This is a genomic window from Vibrio sp. A1-1 (assembly GCF_021728175.1).
GTDB classification, from domain to species: Bacteria; Pseudomonadota; Gammaproteobacteria; order Enterobacterales; family Vibrionaceae; genus Vibrio; species Vibrio diabolicus.
Genome location: NZ_JAKKCL010000001.1, coordinates 109,808 through 126,739, shown reverse-complemented (window position 1 = coordinate 126,739; position 16,932 = coordinate 109,808). Strand labels below are relative to the sequence as shown.

At 44.8% G+C, this 16,932-nt stretch carries 9 protein-coding genes; 5 read left to right on the top strand and 4 right to left on the bottom strand.

Features of this window, described 5'->3' with window-relative positions; genetic code table 11:
* Positions 1-42: 42 nt before the first annotated feature.
* Complete coding sequence (locus L3V30_RS00545) at positions 43-2,139, top strand: methyl-accepting chemotaxis protein (RefSeq protein ID WP_053315935.1); 2,097 nt, start codon at positions 43-45, stop codon at positions 2,137-2,139.
* Between the two features lie 101 nt (positions 2,140-2,240).
* Here L3V30_RS00545 and L3V30_RS00540 read toward each other — a convergent pair whose 3' ends face one another.
* From L3V30_RS00540 to L3V30_RS00530, 3 genes are all read right to left on the bottom strand, one after another.
* Positions 2,241-3,194, bottom strand: a complete 954-nt coding sequence (locus L3V30_RS00540) for a hypothetical protein (RefSeq protein ID WP_048625730.1) — start codon at positions 3,192-3,194, stop codon at positions 2,241-2,243.
* A 3-nt stretch (positions 3,195-3,197) separates the two neighbouring features.
* Entirely contained in the window at positions 3,198-6,719 is a 3,522-nt protein-coding gene (locus L3V30_RS00535; protein ID WP_237308069.1) for a T6SS effector BTH_I2691 family protein, read from the bottom strand.
* Positions 6,720-6,981: 262 nt separating this feature from the next.
* Positions 6,982-9,327, bottom strand: a complete 2,346-nt coding sequence (locus L3V30_RS00530) for a YgiQ family radical SAM protein (RefSeq protein ID WP_237308067.1) — start codon at positions 9,325-9,327, stop codon at positions 6,982-6,984.
* Between the two features lie 422 nt (positions 9,328-9,749).
* On the opposite strand from L3V30_RS00530, the gene L3V30_RS00525 reads away from it, so the two are divergent.
* The 3 genes from L3V30_RS00525 (at position 9,750) to L3V30_RS00515 (ending at position 13,357) form a co-directional block, all read left to right on the top strand.
* Positions 9,750-12,206, top strand: a complete 2,457-nt coding sequence (locus L3V30_RS00525; RefSeq protein ID WP_237308058.1) for an EAL domain-containing protein — start codon at positions 9,750-9,752, stop codon at positions 12,204-12,206.
* Positions 12,207-12,291: 85 nt separating this feature from the next.
* A complete protein-coding gene (locus L3V30_RS00520; protein WP_170902978.1) occupies positions 12,292-13,002 on the top strand; it encodes a hypothetical protein in 711 nt (236 codons plus the stop codon).
* Positions 13,003-13,156: 154 nt separating this feature from the next.
* Complete coding sequence (locus L3V30_RS00515) at positions 13,157-13,357, top strand: DUF4250 domain-containing protein (protein WP_005392843.1); 201 nt, start codon at positions 13,157-13,159, stop codon at positions 13,355-13,357.
* 19 nt (positions 13,358-13,376) lie between these two features.
* On the opposite strand, the gene L3V30_RS00510 is transcribed toward L3V30_RS00515, so the two are convergent.
* Entirely contained in the window at positions 13,377-14,288 is a 912-nt protein-coding gene (locus L3V30_RS00510; RefSeq protein ID WP_237308056.1) for a LysR substrate-binding domain-containing protein, read from the bottom strand.
* A 278-nt stretch (positions 14,289-14,566) separates the two neighbouring features.
* Between L3V30_RS00510 and metE the strand changes: the two genes are divergently transcribed.
* Positions 14,567-16,849 (top strand): 5-methyltetrahydropteroyltriglutamate--homocysteine S-methyltransferase, encoded by a 2,283-nt coding sequence (gene metE / locus L3V30_RS00505; RefSeq protein ID WP_237308054.1) that lies wholly within the window; start codon positions 14,567-14,569, stop codon positions 16,847-16,849.
* Positions 16,850-16,932: the final 83 nt, after the last annotated feature.

Here is a 16,932-nt window from a genome sequence, read left to right as displayed (position 1 = left end):
CCAATGCTTAATGCCAGATAAAAATCAATTTGTGAGGCGATCATGTTTAACAGTATACGCACTCGAATTGCTGTCAGTGCGGGTGGGGCAATGGCCTTCACTCTATTGATTGCAATGGGTATGACAACCAATGCGTTCACTCAAGTGAATGAACAAATCACTACAAAAGTAAAATCTCAACTGACCGAAGCCACCACGACCGACCTGAGTAATACGGCGATTCAGCAAGGGCTGAATATTTCCAACCAGTTAGAACCAGTGTTGGCGAACTTAAAGCAAGCGCGTTCAATTATCGAATTAAGCGCAGAGACGACCGCGACGCCAGACATTATTGTTAAACAGTTTATTGCGTCACTAGAAGCTCAGAACAAAGCTGTGTTTGCTGGTTACATGGTATGGGAAAAGCCATCGTGGGTTGAGCCAACGATTCAAGACAAAAGCCTTGGCTTTAATAGCGAAGGCTACTTAGCGCCATTCTTTTCGCCAAATTCGCACAACAGTTTTGATGTCGTGGCGATGGATAGCTTTAGCAATACTGAATTAAACAACAACGGTGAGCGTAAAGACGATTGGCACTTGATGCCTTACGAAACGGGCAAAACGTTCGTGATGGAACCGTACATGTATCCGGTTCGCGGCAAACAAGAACTGATCACGACCATTAGCCAACCAATCAAGTTACGTGGCGAGATCATTGGTTCTCTCGGTTTTGATTTGTCATTGAACGAGTTACAAAGCCAAAGTGAAGATTACGCGAGCGACTTATTTGATGGACAAGGCCGTATTCTGATTTCTTCGTGGAAAGGCATCACGCTGGCGAACAGCAGCCAAGCGGATCAAGTGGGTAAGAAAGTCTCTCATGAGTTGGCGTCTCAATGGGCGCGTATTCAATCCATTGCGAAACAAAAAGGCGCAGGCCTTGTGACGTTTGGCGGGGATGAGTATGCGATTACTGCAATTGAAACCAGCGATGCGCCTTGGATTGTTATGGTGTCGGTTCCCAGTAGCTTCCTTAAAAAGAACGTGGATGACTACGAGCGATGGAGTGAAGAACAAAGTGCAGAAGCTCTTGAAAAGGGAGTGTGGGCAGGGATTATTGCGGCTCTGATTGGTATTGTTGCGATGACGATGATCGCGACCTCGTTGGGTAAAGTGTTAACTAACTTAGTGGAGCGTTTTAAAGACGCAGCGCAAGGCGAGGGCGACCTAACTTACCGCATTGAGGTGAAAGGTAAGGACGAAACTGCCCAACTGGCGCACTGGTTTAATACCTTCCTCGCTCGCATTCAGGAAATGCTTTTAACCGTAATGGCGACGGCAGACCAAGTTGATAAAAACGCAAGTGAAGGCCAAGCTCGCGCGGCGGCTTCGAGAGATCAACTGAACGTTCAAGTGAACGAAGTCAACTCGCTAGCAACGGCGATTAATGAGATGAGCGCAACCGCACAAGAAGTGGCAAATTCTGCGGTACAAGCAGCAGCGGCGGCAAGCCAAGTTCAAAGCAATAGTGCGAATGGCATGTCGCGTATGGACAATGCTGCAAGCGCGGTGGATAACCTCGCTTCGCAAGTGAATGATGCACAGCACCAGACGCAGAATTTGGTGGCTTCAAGCACGGCGATTCAGGGTATTCTGAGTGAGATTGGTGGCATTGCCGATCAAACCAACTTGTTGGCTCTGAACGCTGCGATTGAAGCTGCGCGTGCTGGTGAAGCGGGTCGTGGTTTTGCTGTGGTAGCCGATGAAGTCCGCAACCTTGCAACGCGGACACAAGGCTCGACAGAAGAAATTCGTGCAATGTTGGCTCGTTTGGAGCAAGAAACGCAATCAATCGTCGTGTTAATGGAGCAAAGCCAGAAGCAAGCGGTGGATACCAAAGAAGAAACACAAGCAGCGCAGTTGGCGTTGGCCGAAATAAACCAAGCTATTGAAGTGATTAATGATATGAATAATCAGATCGCTTCAGCGGCAGAAGAGCAAAGTTCGGTGTCGGAAGAGATCAACCGTAATGTGGTTGTGATTAATGATACGGCGATGGAAGTGATGGATACCATGTCATCTTCTGTAGCGATCAGTAACGAACTGACAGTAAAAGCCAGTGATCTTCACGGTGAGTTGAGTAAGTTCAAGTTGTCTTAATCAAGTAAGTGAGAGAGTTTAACCCAACTTAAAACGTTTACTTCTCACAAAAAAAAGGCTCCAGAGTTACCTCTGGAGCCCTTTTTAATGCTTGTTTTGAACTATGAAGCGGGAGTGGCTTGCTGTTCACCAGTTGCTTTTAAGCGTTCGATTTCTGATTCAGTTTGCCACTTACCGTTGTAAAGGTATTCACGCTCAGGAAGCGGGGCATTTGACGCCCTTAAATCAAATACCTCATCGGTTTGATATTCTTTACTACAAACAGGAATACTAAAGAGCCTTGATTCTGGCTTTGCTTCAAACAACTTTTTATGGTCATCGACCTCGGTACAATTCAGTTTGTAGACCTTTGACAGTTGCGCGACCATGGATTCTAAATCCGCTTCAGTTTTAAAGAAAACATAACAATCGAATCGATCTTGTGAGCGAAAGATAGTCTTATGAGCAGTATCTCGATATCTGCATATGTCATGCTTAAAATAGAACTGGATCACTTTCCTTTTCTTGTTGTAGTCCGCAAAAAGCCAATCTTCTCGTTCGCCCACTTTAACTTCTGTTCGTTCATCAGGCTGGCGTTTTAACATACCAAATGAAAGCAAAATGAAGGCACCTGCTCCAGCTAATGCCATCGGACCAACCAGTGCTACCATAATCACACACACCACTGCACCTATCCAGCCAACAGCTTGCGTAGCGGTATTTACCCATTTAGGCATATTGCGACGCTTTTTCATCACAAAGCCTTTATCTGAAAAAATGTAGTCATATCGATAATCGAGGCCAATCGTAAGGTAAAAAGCTCCAGACACCATCACCGACAAAATAAAAGAAAAAATAGTTACGCCAACCGTGTCACTCGTGTGTATAAACAAAGTTAATAGGAATGGGGCGATCACAAATGGAAACGCAAAAAGTTTAAAGTAATAGCGAAATGGTTCCTCTACATCATACTTATGCCAAGTTGTTACATTATCACCTGCGAGTATTTCCTGCTCTTGCGCCTCTTGATAAACTGCTAATTCTTCTGGGGTGACGTAAAATGGTGAATATGCCAAGGGTTACTCCTTAAAACCTAATGTGCCAACAACTGAGGTGAGTGACTTTTTAATGATGTTTTGTTTGGTATTGTCTGAAATTACGCTATGAGTTGCACTCTGTTTTACGCTATTTTGGAACCAATACTCACGCTTTGATGGGGCATCATCTTCCACATCATACGCTACTTGCATGGCAAGGTATTGATCGGTCTCTTTAATCGGCAATGTTACCTTATACACCAGTAACTCTTTGCTAGCTTGGCTCTGTGTTTGTAGCGTGACTAAATCTGCGTTTTGATACCAAGAGCCGGACGTCAAATCATCTTCTGTTGCCTTGGTGTTGGTACTCACTGTAACACCATTCGTTGCAGCACGATGTGGCAGCTGAATATGCACTTCCAAGCCAACTAGCTCATGATGCGTATAGCCTGGATAAGCCTGTATTTTTTCAATAGGCTGATGGTATACCGTTGGCTGTTGAATAATAGATTGTAAGTCAAACAGTGCTTGTTGCACCAATGCTGAATTGTGCTTCTCTCTTGCGGGCAAGCTTGCAGATTGGCTCCACTGAGTACGACTCGGGTGATTACCCCAAGGCAGTTTATCTAACCATTTTTGGAAATCATCTTGTTTCAGTTTGTTGAGTTTATAATTGATGGCTAGGTATGTAACTGTAAGAATAACTAAAGCTGCCGTTATTGGGCCTCCAAAAAGTAAGTTAGTCGAAAAAGTACCAGTAGAGGCTCCTACGAACTGAAACGCACCAATCGCACCAGTTAAACCAAGCGTTACGGTATTTGCTAAATACAATTTGCTTTCGAGACCATAAACGTCATCTACACTCTGCCAAGAACGGTAAGCCTCAATACCTGAAGCCAGCGCTCCTAAAGCACCTGTAATCGCGAGCCATTTATTAAAAACTTTTAAGTCATCTAGAATCAGGTTTTCAAAGCCTTTTGTATTTCTGTCTACTAAATTTTTAAGAGTTTTTAGCGAATGCTCTCTGAGCTCGTCACTGCCCTTAACCTTATCCCATAGTTTCCCAGTACGAATGCCCGTCCAAGCTCCGGCAGTGTAAAAAAGCTTTTGTTGAATATCTAAGAAATCATCTTGAGACATGAGCCCTGTTTCTTGAATACTGTTCATTGCATCAGCAAGTGCGAGGCAGTTAAAAATCAGAGCTAAGAAGCCTAAACCACCCACATCTTCAAACCGTTTCTTAAGGTTGTTTAATCTGTTATCCCATATGTCTTTACGCATTTGAATTGTTGCCTCAAGTACGTCATCTGGAAGTTCTATATACTGTGGGTATTCCAACGTCGCAACGGCTAAACTTTTTTGAAGGTGCCGCTGTTGCTGGAGAGCCTTCTTATACTGCGTGTTTGATATAGTTTTATCACCCTTGTTGAAGGCTGCTAAGACTTCCTTGTTTTGGTTAGATGCGACGAGTTTTTTATCATGATTGGATTTCCAGGTACCAAAATTTTGAGCGTAGCCTTTATTGACATTGATTGGAGTATCTATCGACAAACGTTCTACAACGGCAGCTCTTAGGTAAAAACTTGTTCGGGTGAGCGGTCTTGACAATAGAGATATCATTAAGATAGACGCTTGGGCTGTTAGGCTAACGCCAACCTCTATTACCCCCTTCAATAAAGCGCTGTTAGTCGCTTTGAATATGCTATCTAGCTCATCGAATCCTTTTGCTATATCTCTTAGAAACTCGGTTTCTGCAGTATTTGGGTTAGAAATAAAGTCCATTACTTTTGCATACATACCCACACGGTTACTTGCTGCCGAAACGTAGTCCATGAACTGTTTGTCTGAGCTTTCAGTGTCTGGAGCATTTTTGGCGACGTCTACTTCACCTACCTGATTTGAAACTTGTTCAGGAATTAATTTCTCCACTTGTTTAAAGAGACTACGACTAAACCCGGAAGTGTAGAGTGCGAGTAAACTGGTTGGTTTCTCCCATTGGCTTTCAGCCCATTGGCGGTCTTCTTCTTGCATCACCAGAGTAAATGACTCAACGGCTTGCTTATGGAGTTGATACAAGCTGTACTGCGTGTCTTCGCTGTATAGGTCGAAGGTTCTTTCGAGATGATGAGGTGTCAAAGATTCCATTACAGCAATAAAGTCGCTTTTTACCGAGACAACTTCGGCAAGCATGGTTTCTTTTTGCTCTGACAGCTCTTGCATTTCGCTCAGCATTTGCTTCCAGTTGAGCTGCTTGCGCCAGCGTTCAGTCGCTATCCATTGTTCGTATTTACCAAATCGACTCGCAGAAATTCGATATTTGTCCTGTATTGCTTTGGCAATGTCACTTTGGGTATGTTGGTGTGATTCAATCGCTCCAGCGGAAAATTTAGCAGGATAGCCTGATTGAACTGAGCTTTTATTCTGCTCTGCCAAATCGAGTTGACTGGATGAGTCATAATATTCTGCCATGTCGGTATAAAACGACAGCTCTTCACTGTTACGTTTAACGCTAGCTGGCATGTCTATATTGTCGCTTGCCCCGAACATGCACAGCTGCATGGCGGTCTGCATTAAGTTCCACTGGTTTGAAAACTGGTCAATGAAAAGGCGGTAGGGACTTGCAGCGCCAACAAAATGCAGCGACATATCTTGAATGTCTGCGGCGTAATCTTTTATCGCGACGAAGTAGCCCGATTCTTCTTCTGGAATTGAAGAGGTTAAATCACTCTCGGCTGCGACAGGTTTAAAGATAGAACCATCTTCATCAGCTTTGGTAGTGATGCCGGAATCCGCAAAACGCCCATCATCAACGGCGGAAGATTCAATATCAGCCACTTGAGTTAACTTATCGATTGGTGCAATGTTGGGCTGATTATCGTTTGCAGACAGAACAACAGTCTGCATGCGATTGATATGATTACTTGGATTGTTAAGGACGCGCATGAACATGTTCCATGTCCAACGGTGTTCAGAGTAACAAATCGACAGCACGCTCCCATCTTCGTAGGTAAGAAAAGGTTTTGCCCCTTCTGGTGTCCCACGCTGTTCGGATTCTGGGCTTTCCGACTCTCCCAGCTTGTAGAGCGTGAATTGCGTTCCTTTGATTTCGTATTCGTCTAGGCTTTTATTGATTGCATCATAGACATACAACCAACCATCACGAAGCTGACGCAGGGTGTAGCCAACGGTATTGAGTTTGGCTGGGCCTTGGCCTCTCCATTCTTCAGGCAAACCAAAAGGTTGTGTTTCTTCTGTTTCTAGCTGATCGATAGCGTAGCGAACAGGGATGAAATGTGCCGGTAAAGCCTCTGTTGGTTCTTTCTCGTTTTTTAAATTGAGAGGCTCTGGCTCAGACTGCGGTGGCGGATCGATTTTTTTTGTTTCTCCCTCCCAAAACATACTGCGCTCTGGGGGTGAGCCAGCAAGATCATCGGATTCCGTGGTTGGAACGATATTCAGCGATTTCAGCGTACCATCGCTTTCAAATGCCTGAATGGCTTCCTCATAAGTATAGCTGTTGTCATACCAGAACATAGAAGTTGTTGGGGGAAGTGGATTACTCATCGTTAGCCCATGTTTAAGAGTTTTACTCTATTACGCAAATATCGCACCAAAATAAAGTAACTAAAAATCAATGATTTAGTTTTGTATTATTTTTCTTCAATCAAATAATTGTTTGTTTTTCCAATAAGTTGGTTGGTGTTTACCATTTTTTGTATTGATTGAATCAAAGTTTGAGTTGTGAGTGATACCTCAATGAGCCGACAAAACAAAAGGGCTCCAGAGTTACCTCTGGAGCCCTTTCTAGTATTTAAGTGCTAAAGAATTAGCGACGCTTTGGTTTACGTTGACCAGCTGGTTTGCCTTGTCCTTGTGGGCGACCTTGACCTTGACCTTGACCTTGCGGCTTGCTGCCTGCCGGGCGGTTTGCACCGTTGCCGCTAGGACGTTGGCCGTTGCTTGCAGGGCGTTGACTACCTTGTGCTTTGCCAGAACCGTTACGGTTGCCAGATGGTTTACCATCTTTTGAACCGCCTTCAGAGCGTTTGTTCAAATGACCACCGAAGCCTGGTTGGTTTTTGGTATGTTTGGTTGCAAAGCGGTTTGCCCCGTGACGACCAGATTTACGACGTTGTGCAGGTGTTTGTGCTTCAATGTCTTCCGCAGGAACGAGACAGCCTTGTTTGTCACCAATCAAATGTTTTTTACCCATACTGATTAGGGCTTCTCGGATCATTGGCCAGTTTGCTGGATCGTGGTAACGCAACAGCGCTTTATGTAGGCGACGTTGACGTTCACCTTTTGCTACAGGTACATCTTCACGTTTTTTATACTTCACTCGTTTCAGAGGGTTTGTCTCTGAGTAGTACATCGACGTTGCGTTACACATCGGTGATGGGTAGAAGTTTTGTACTTGGTCACACTCGAAGTTGTTTTTCTTCAGCCACAGAGCAAGGTTCAGCATGTCTTCGTCTTCTGTGCCTGGGTGCGCAGAGATAAAGTAAGGGATTAAGTACTGCTTCTTACCCGCTTCTGCGCTGTACTTCTCGAACATCTCTTTAAAGCGATCGTACGTGCCCATACCCGGTTTCATCATCAGATCAAGAGGGCCTTTCTCTGTATGTTCCGGTGCAATCTTCAAGTAACCACCAACGTGGTGAGTTACGAGCTCTTTTACGTATTCTGGTGATTCAATCGCAAGGTCATAGCGTACGCCAGATGCGACCATCACTTTCTTCACGCCTTCAACTTTACGCGCTTCGCGGTATAGATCGATGGTGTGTTTGTGGTCTGTATTTAGCTTGTTACAGATGCCCGGGAATACACAAGAAGGACGACGACAGTTCGCTTCTGCTTTTGGATCTTTACAACCTAGGCGGTACATGTTTGCAGTCGGGCCACCAAGATCGGAAATTGTGCCGGTAAAGCCCGGAACTTTGTCGCGAATTTCTTCAATTTCGTTAATGATTGACTCTTTCGAGCGGTTTTGAATGATTCGGCCTTCGTGCTCGGTAATCGAACAGAAAGAACAGCCACCAAAACAACCACGCATGATGTTCACAGACGTTTTGATCATGTCATACGCTGGAATTTTCGCTTTGCCGTACATAGGATGAGGAACACGCGCGTAAGGCAGGCCAAACACAAAGTCCATCTCTTCGGTCGTCAATGGGATTGGGGCTTGGTTTACCCAAAGTTCACGATCACCATGGCTTTGAAGTAACGCTCGACCAGAGTACGGGTTTGTTTCTAAATGCAATACACGACTTGCATGAGCATAAAGAATGCGATCGTTTCTTAGTTTTTCAAACGAAGGCAGGCGAACCGCAGTTGTCGCAGCATCGTGGCGTGATGGGCGAATCGTGATTGGTTGTGCAACTGGCTCATCTTTTTTAGTTTCACACTGAGTTTCTACTTCGTATGGGTTCTTTGGTACGAACGCTTCTTTACGAGGTTTTTCAATGCGAGAAGAATCGATAACTGTGTAGCCTTCTGGCGCGGCTGGCAAGTTCACGGCAGTACCACGAATATTGGTCATGGTGCTGATGTCTTCGCCATTTGCGATGCGATGCGCTACTTCTACAAGTGCGCGTTCTGCGTTACCGAAAAGTAGGATGTCTGCTTTTGCATCAAATAGTACCGAACGGCGAACTTTATCTGACCAGTAATCGTAGTGTGCAACACGGCGTAGGCTGGCTTCGATACCACCTAAAACAATAGGTACTTCTTTGTAAGCTTCACGACAACGTTGAGAGTAAACCAAAGTCGCGCGGTCTGGGCGTTTGCCACCTTCGTTATTTGGTGTGTACGCGTCATCGTGACGAAGTTTTTTATCCGCGGTGTAACGGTTGATCATGGAGTCCATGTTACCCGCAGTGATCCCGAAGAACAGATTTGGCTTACCAAGCTGCATGAACGCATCTTTGTTTTGCCATTCTGGTTGAGCAATGATACCGACACGGAAACCCTGCGCTTCTAGCAGACGGCCAATGATAGCCATACCAAAGCTTGGGTGATCTACGTAAGCGTCACCGGTTACGATGATAATGTCACAGCTATCCCATCCTAGGGCGTCCATTTCTTTGCGACTGGTCGGCAAGAAAGGTGCCGTACCAAAACACTCTGCCCAGTATTTTTTGTACTCATGAATAGGAGTGATGTTATTGGTCATATTTTGCTCTCTGTTCCAGGGAGCGCGAATTATAGCGATTTGAGGATCAGGTATCTATACCAAACTCATCTATTCAAGCTTAGTTCATCGAGTTTTATTTGGTTTGCAAAAATATCAAGGCTATATCGGCGATTTTATGTCTAATATCACCTTGAAAGCCTCATGGTTATAGGTCGAGTCGTGAAAAATGTCGCAATGTTAATACAACCAATAAGCAATGGTGTGCTTATTAAAAACAACGCCTATAATCAAATTAATGCATAGGAAAATGCAAAAAGCCGAACAAGCTCTGAAAAGGTTCTAAGTCGATTGGCTTACGTTGCCAGAATCTATTTTACAAGAGGATCAGCAGGTCCCAAATGGAATAAGGCACGTTGACTACGAACCTTGAGCATGAGGCTAATTAAAAAGGGGGCTAGGGAATGAGTGACTCAACAACAATAGCACATGAAAAAGTGCAACCGACATCCAATCCGACTCCAGTGATTGAATGGTCTTACAAGATTGATACTCGCGAATTCGAATGCGACCAGCAAGGAATGGCAAATGCTTTTGGGTTAAATACGCCAGTCACCTGCTTAGATGATTTGTTTGAGCACATGCTGATGGGGCAACAGGAAACACTAAGGCAACGAATTTTAGAAGTGGAGCTCCTAGGTGGGCAAGGTCGTTTTTCTTGTTGCATGATGCTTAATGAAGCTCGCTTAATACATGTCACAATTAGCTTTGAAAAGCTCAATGAGCGTATTGTTCAAGGCTCTATCATCCCGCAATTGACGATCACTGGCTGCGAAGAGTTAGCGAAAATTCTCGAAACGATATTTGATTTACCGAATGTAGGGGTTTTAGTCGCGGACGAAGACACCCGAATCTTAGGTTGTAACCGTGCCTTTGAATTGCAAATGGGTTATCAAAACCGTGATTTGGTTGGACTTAAAACCTATATCTTTAGCACATCTCACCATAGTCAGGCGTTTTACGACCAGCTCTGGCAACATATTGATGATGAAGGATACTGGAGCGGTAATTTATTGAGTAGAACTGCAAATGGTAGTAATCAGGCGCATCATCTTTGTATCTATCGGCTAACATTTCATTCTGGACGGATTCTTTATCTCGGCTTCTCTACTGACATTTCGGCTTCCTTGTTGTGGATGAAAAATCGCTGTGAACAACAACATGATTGGTCAGCTTTTTTGCCTTCTAGAGAAGAGTTCGAACTGCAATTAGCTAATTTGGCGAACGAAAGTGGGAGTAAAGAACTCAATATCGTCATGACTCTCAGACCAAATTTTTCTGAAAAATGCTTACTTGAACAGCAACTAGGCTTCGCCGATTTTATTATGCGAAGCCGCTACACCAGTATAGCGGGTCAACTTTCTAGGGATGTGTTTGTTGTCTGTTTACAAACTCCTCACTGTCAATGGCTAAGTCCTTTACGTTTGATTCAAATTGCAATGAAAGGGTTCTTCACTGAGCTTAGGAATGAAATGGGAACAAAAATGCATACCACTATCGTTGAGGGACAAACGGGAGTGTCAATCCTCGGCTATGATACAAACAGGCCAAAGCAAGCGTTAGCGCATGCAGCCCAGGCGATGTTGTCCTCACTTTCGGGAGAAGGTGGCTATTTTAATTTTTATAATAGTGAGCTTCATTCTGAGTTAGTAAAACGCCAGCATTTAGAGGCGTTTTTGGAAGCGCAAATCGACAGTGGGCTGGTGGATGTTCATTTTCAACCAATAATTGATAGCCGAACTGGTAAAGTCGTTAAGTTCGAGGCCTTAGCGCGCTTTTATCATGAAAGTGATGCCTATAGCACTCAAGAGATGATTACTGTTATTGAAGACTTAGAGTTGATTGCGGCTCTAGATGATGAGGTTTGTCAAGCCGCGCTCAAACACTTTCCGCGCTTGCAAGACATATATGGCGAGGAAATAGGGTTAACCATCAATCGCTCACTGAATACTAAATTGGATTCGCTCCAGGTTCTTCAGCGTTCGCATGACCTAATTAAAGCCAGTGGTGTCGATCCTAAACGAGTCACGATTGAGCTGACGGAAACAGCGTATTTTGAGCAAGACGAAGAGCATACGCAAGCGCTAGAGCAAGTGCGCAAAGAGGGCATTAAAATTGCGATTGATGACTTCGGTACAGGGTATTCTTCTTTTTCTTACCTAGAGAAAGGGCAGTTTGATTTACTGAAAATCGACCGAAAATTCGTTAAGAACATTCAGCACGGTAATACCAGTTATAACATTGTCAAAATGGTCACTGATCTTGCTCAGCAAATGAATGTAAAAGTGGTTGCCGAGGGCGTGGAGTCAGAACAGGAGCTTCAAACATTGGCTGAAATAGGTGTGGATTACATGCAAGGCTTTTTGTTCTCTCGTGCTCGGCCTGTCGATTTGATGGAGAAAGCGGAAAGTTACGAACATTTGTTTTCGGATGTTACTGTTAAACCAAAACAAGATGATGTATTGCAATCACTGAGCCATGAAGAGGTCAGACACCTTGATCCCGGGGAGCCATTATCGTTGGCGGTGGAATATATGAATTTAAGTCCAAGTTCGCCGTTGGTTGTCATTAACGAAAAGCGCTGTGTTGGCTTAGTTACCAAAGAGCAAGTTAACTTACACCTAACGCCTTCCATGGGGACAGAATTAGAGACTGAGCGAGAAAATTGGATTTGGAAACGCCCGGTGAACCAGATAATGAGCACGGAGTTTGTGCTCGTCAATGCGCACTTATCTGTCGCTGCTATTCGAGAGCTAATCAAAACAGGCATTCGCTTCCCGTGGGTTTTATGTGATGAAAAAGAAGAATACAGAGGCGTGTTAACTCAAGAAGATGCGTTGAAGTATCTCGCTTCTTGTTGAATAAAAAGTCTCGCTGTTCTAGTACATTTGGGGATAGACTTTCGGTGGTTTGACGATAGGTGATTTGCTATTATCGCACCCCAAAATGACTTTTGAGCGTGCATTTAACATGATTCAACAATTGCTGGTTACTTTTCCTCCGATGCTATTTGGCGCGCAAGCGCTACTGACTTTGCTTCTCATCAAGGGCGATATTTGTCCGGGTCAGAGAGGCCGTCTTCATAAAATGTTGCCAGCAGTGGCGTTATTGTGGCTTGCGGTTGCTTCTCTTCGTATTGAAGCATTTATGATCGTGTTCGCTATTTTCTATTTCTACTCTCAGGTTCAAACCAAGAAAACGCGTGAAAAAGGCCCTCTTTGGGCGATGCATTTAGCGAATGGTTTGGCTTTTGCGTATGTAAGTATTCAAGCATTTGAACAGCCAAGTTGGCCTGCGTCTATTGCGATGGCAACAATGATATTTTTCCTTGGGGCGTCATTTTCTCAATTGCTTCTGACTATCGCTCGTAGCAGATTACAGGCATTTCACCGCATTTTGCCAGTTATGGGCATTGTGTCTGGAATGCTGCTGGTGATCGCAACGCTATTTGCTTCTTACCAGTTAAATGAAGCGACATTGAGCGCCGCAACACAACCAATTTTATTGTCTTTAGCCATGCTAATTTCTTCAATCATTGTTTGGTGTTGGCATATCTTCACACATAAAAAACCGGAAAAGGTTCAACTGAGCGTCGCCCTGTTGCTCGCGCTCGCGTCAATGACGAGCCTACAAGGTTTATTCTCTCTGGCGGCTTAATCGCGAGTCGAGAAACAGAGCAATACTGCTTGTACTCAAGTCCTTTCTAGGTTGCTTGAGTATAAGGCACTCACGGTTTTGGATCGCGCTCACTTTAAATTCACATGATTACGTCTACGCTTGTTTATATACCTTGTCGAAGAGGAGAGTCGCGATGGATTTAAGCAATGTAGGTAATTTGGACAGCATTATTTTGCTAGGTATCGTCAATGAAAAGCTACGTTTAGAGTGCGACAGTTTTGACGAGTTAGTATCGGTGTATGAAATGGATGTAGAGTCCGTAGTAGGCAAGCTTGATATGCTTGGTTATCAGTACGATCCATTGACCAACCAATTTAAAGCATATCAACGCTAAACCTTCTTAATCCATATCCCTAAGCCATCTTGATTCCGTCAAGGTGGCTTTTACATTGTAGCCTTGCGGTTGCGAAAAAGGCTTGTAAGTAACGTTTATCTTTCTCTGAGTGACGCGTTGCAGCAAATAAGCGACGCCATAAGCCTTGGCCAAAAGGTTTACTGGTAATAAGGCCTTGGCGAGAAAATTCAGAAATCGCCCAATTTGGCAGTGTTGCAACCCCTAATCCAGCGGAGACCATTTGCACTAACATCAGAGTATTGTCGGCTTGCTTCCATTTGGCGGGTTCTACCCCCGCTGGCTGCAAGAAGTGTTTTACGACGTCTAGCCTTTGTTTTTGAACCGGATAAGAGAGCATGGTTTGATCTGCGAGATCTTGCGGATCAATAACTTCTTTTTCCGCCAGTGGGTGGTTGGTCGCGGTAATTAAGCGCATTTCAAAGTCGAACAAAGGTTCATAATGTACTTCAGAACGAGGTTGAATATCTGACGTGATAACGAGATCCAACTCCCCAGCTAACAGTGCAGGAAGTGGTTCAAAGCCAAAACCTGATGAAAAATCCAGTGTTACGCTAGGCCAGGCAAGTTGATATTCCCTAAGAGCAGGCATGAGCCATTGGAAACATGAGTGACATTCAATCGCCATATGCAACCGACCATTGACGTCTTCTTTCAAGCTTGCCAAATCATTTTCTGCTCTTGCGAGTTTGGGAAGAATATCTTCTGCAAGACGCAATAGGATTTCTCCCTCTGAAGTGAACTTCACCGGACGAGTTTTTCTAAGGAATAATTGTCCCCCAATCCGTGCCTCTAAATCTTTGATCTGGTGAGACAAGGCCGATTGAGTGAGATGCAACGCGGTCGCGGTCGCGGTTAGAGAGCCGGTGTCTCGAAGCGAAGTGAGTGTCCGCAAATGTTTTAGCTCTATCATGAATTCCTTTCATCCTTTGTTGCTCGCTATGAACAGAATAGCAATCGTATAAATAACTTAACGACAAAAAATGGATATGTAAACGTCTAGACGTCTATTTGTTGTGTTTATTTGCGAATCATGTCTCCTCATGATGAATTTTTTTAATAAACAAGTTGAATAAATGGACGTTGTTCAAACCGCAGATGAGAGCGATAGTTTAGCCATCCAGACATCTTTTATGACGAAAGATACTCTGACCCAAACAAATTGAACAAGATTGAAAAAGGAATAGGGACATGGCTACAACAACGCACGTACTAGGTTATCCACGCATCGGTGAAAAACGAGAATTAAAATTCGCTCAGGAAAAATACTGGCGCGGAGAAATTGATCAAGCAGAGCTTAAAAAGGTTGGAGCAGATCTGCGCGCTAAAAACTGGCAAACGCAAACAGATGCTGGCTTGAGTTTTACCACCGCTGGCGATTTTGCTTGGTACGATCATGTACTGACGACCACGTTGTTACTGGGTCACGTGCCAAAACGTCACGCAGACGGTTTCCCTGATTTGGATACGCTATTCAAAGTGGGTCGCGGTCAATCTCAAGCGGGTTGCGGCTGTGCGGGCGCTGCAGCATCGGATATGACTAAATGGTTCAACACAAACTACCACTACATCGTACCTGAATTTAGCAAGGACGATACATTTGAAGTGAGTTGGCCTCAACTGTTTGAAGAAGTCAACGAAGCAACCCAAGCTGGGCATAAAGTGAAGCCAGTTTTGCTTGGCCCAGTCAGTTATCTTTACTTAGGTAAAGAGGTAGAAGAAGGGTTCGATCGCCTGACGCTACTGCCACGATTGCTTACGGCTTACCAAGCTATTTTGGCAAAGCTCGCGAGTCAAGGTGTTGAGTGGGTTCAGATTGATGAGCCAATTTTGTCACTAGAGCTTGAAAGTCAGTGGGCTGATGCGTTCAAGCTAGCGTACCAAGTGATTCGAAGCGATGTAAAAGTGCTGCTAACGACGTACTTTGACTCTATAAGCGATACGTTAGACAAAATTGTAAAGCTACCAGTGGATGGTTTACATATCGATTTATCTGCCGCGCCTCAGCAGCTTGACGACGTGGTTGCCAAACTACCGGAGGGTTGGGTGCTGTCTGCTGGCGTGGTCAACGGTCGTAACGTGTGGCGCTCGGATTTGAGTGCGCAACTTGAACGCCTACAGCCAGTAAAAGAAAAACTGGGCGACAACCTTTGGGTGGCGAGCTCATGCTCTTTGCTACATAGCCCGGTTGATCTGGAACTGGAAACAGAACTCAGTGAGGAAGTGAAAAGCTGGTTTGCGTTCGCAAAACAAAAAGTAACAGAAGTCGCCTTGCTTGGCCGCGCACTCGATGGTGATCAAGATGCGATTCTCGCTTGTGATACCTACAGCCAGCCAATCAAAGCACGTAAAACGGCAACGCATGTGAATAAGCCACAAGTTCAAGCACGTTTAAACAGTATTACTGCTTCACTTGCCGAGCGCAGCGCACCTTACGCGGAGCGTGCTGCGCATCAAGCTGAAGTATTGGGCTTGCCTCTGTTGCCAACCACGACAATCGGTTCTTTCCCTCAAACGGGTGAAATTCGTGTTCAGCGCAGCGCTTATCGCACTGGCCAGTTATCTGAGTCCGACTATATCCAAGCACTAAAAGGACATATTGAGGATGCCGTAAAACGCCAAGAAGCCCTTGACCTAGATGTGCTTGTTCACGGTGAAGCTGAGCGTAACGACATGGTAGAATACTTCGCGGAGAACTTGGCGGGCTTCCAAACGACGAAATTTGGTTGGGTACAGAGTTATGGCTCTCGCTGTGTGAAACCAGCCATTGTGGTTGCCGACATTGAGCGTGAAAAGCCGATTACGGTGGAATGGTCGACGTACGCACAATCGCTAACCAGCAAGCAGATGAAAGGTATGCTGACGGGCCCGGTAACGATTTTATGTTGGACATTCCCGCGTGAAGACATTACTCGTCAAGAAATCGCCCAGCAACTGGCACTGGCACTGCGTGATGAGGTTTCTGATCTGCAAGATGCTGGCATCAATATCATTCAAATCGATGAGCCTGCGATTCGTGAAGGTCTGCCGTTGAAAAAGCGCGATCACAAAGCGTATTTAGAATGGGCGGTGGATGCATTTAAGATCTCGGCAGCGAGTGCAAAACCAGAGACTCAGATTCACACTCACATGTGTTACAGCGAGTTCAATGAAATCATCGATTCAGTCGCGGCGCTCGATGCGGATGTGATTACCATTGAAACGTCACGCTCAAATATGGAACTGCTTAAAGCGTTTGAAGAGTTCAATTACCCGAACGAAATCGGTCCAGGTGTTTATGACATTCACTCTCCAAACATTCCGACGGAAGAGTGGATTGAAGGCTTAATCAAGAAAGCGGCAGAAAAGATTCCGGTACAACGTTTGTGGGTGAACCCAGACTGTGGTCTGAAAACACGTAACTGGGCAGAGACAGAAGCGGCATTGGCGAACCTCGTGTCAGCGGCGAAGAAACTTCGTGCTGAGCTTGCGTAAGGCACCTTTTTAGCAAATAAAAACGGAGACCGTTGTCTCCGTTTTTCTATTCTTAGCCGTTCATTTTCGTCGTTATACTATCC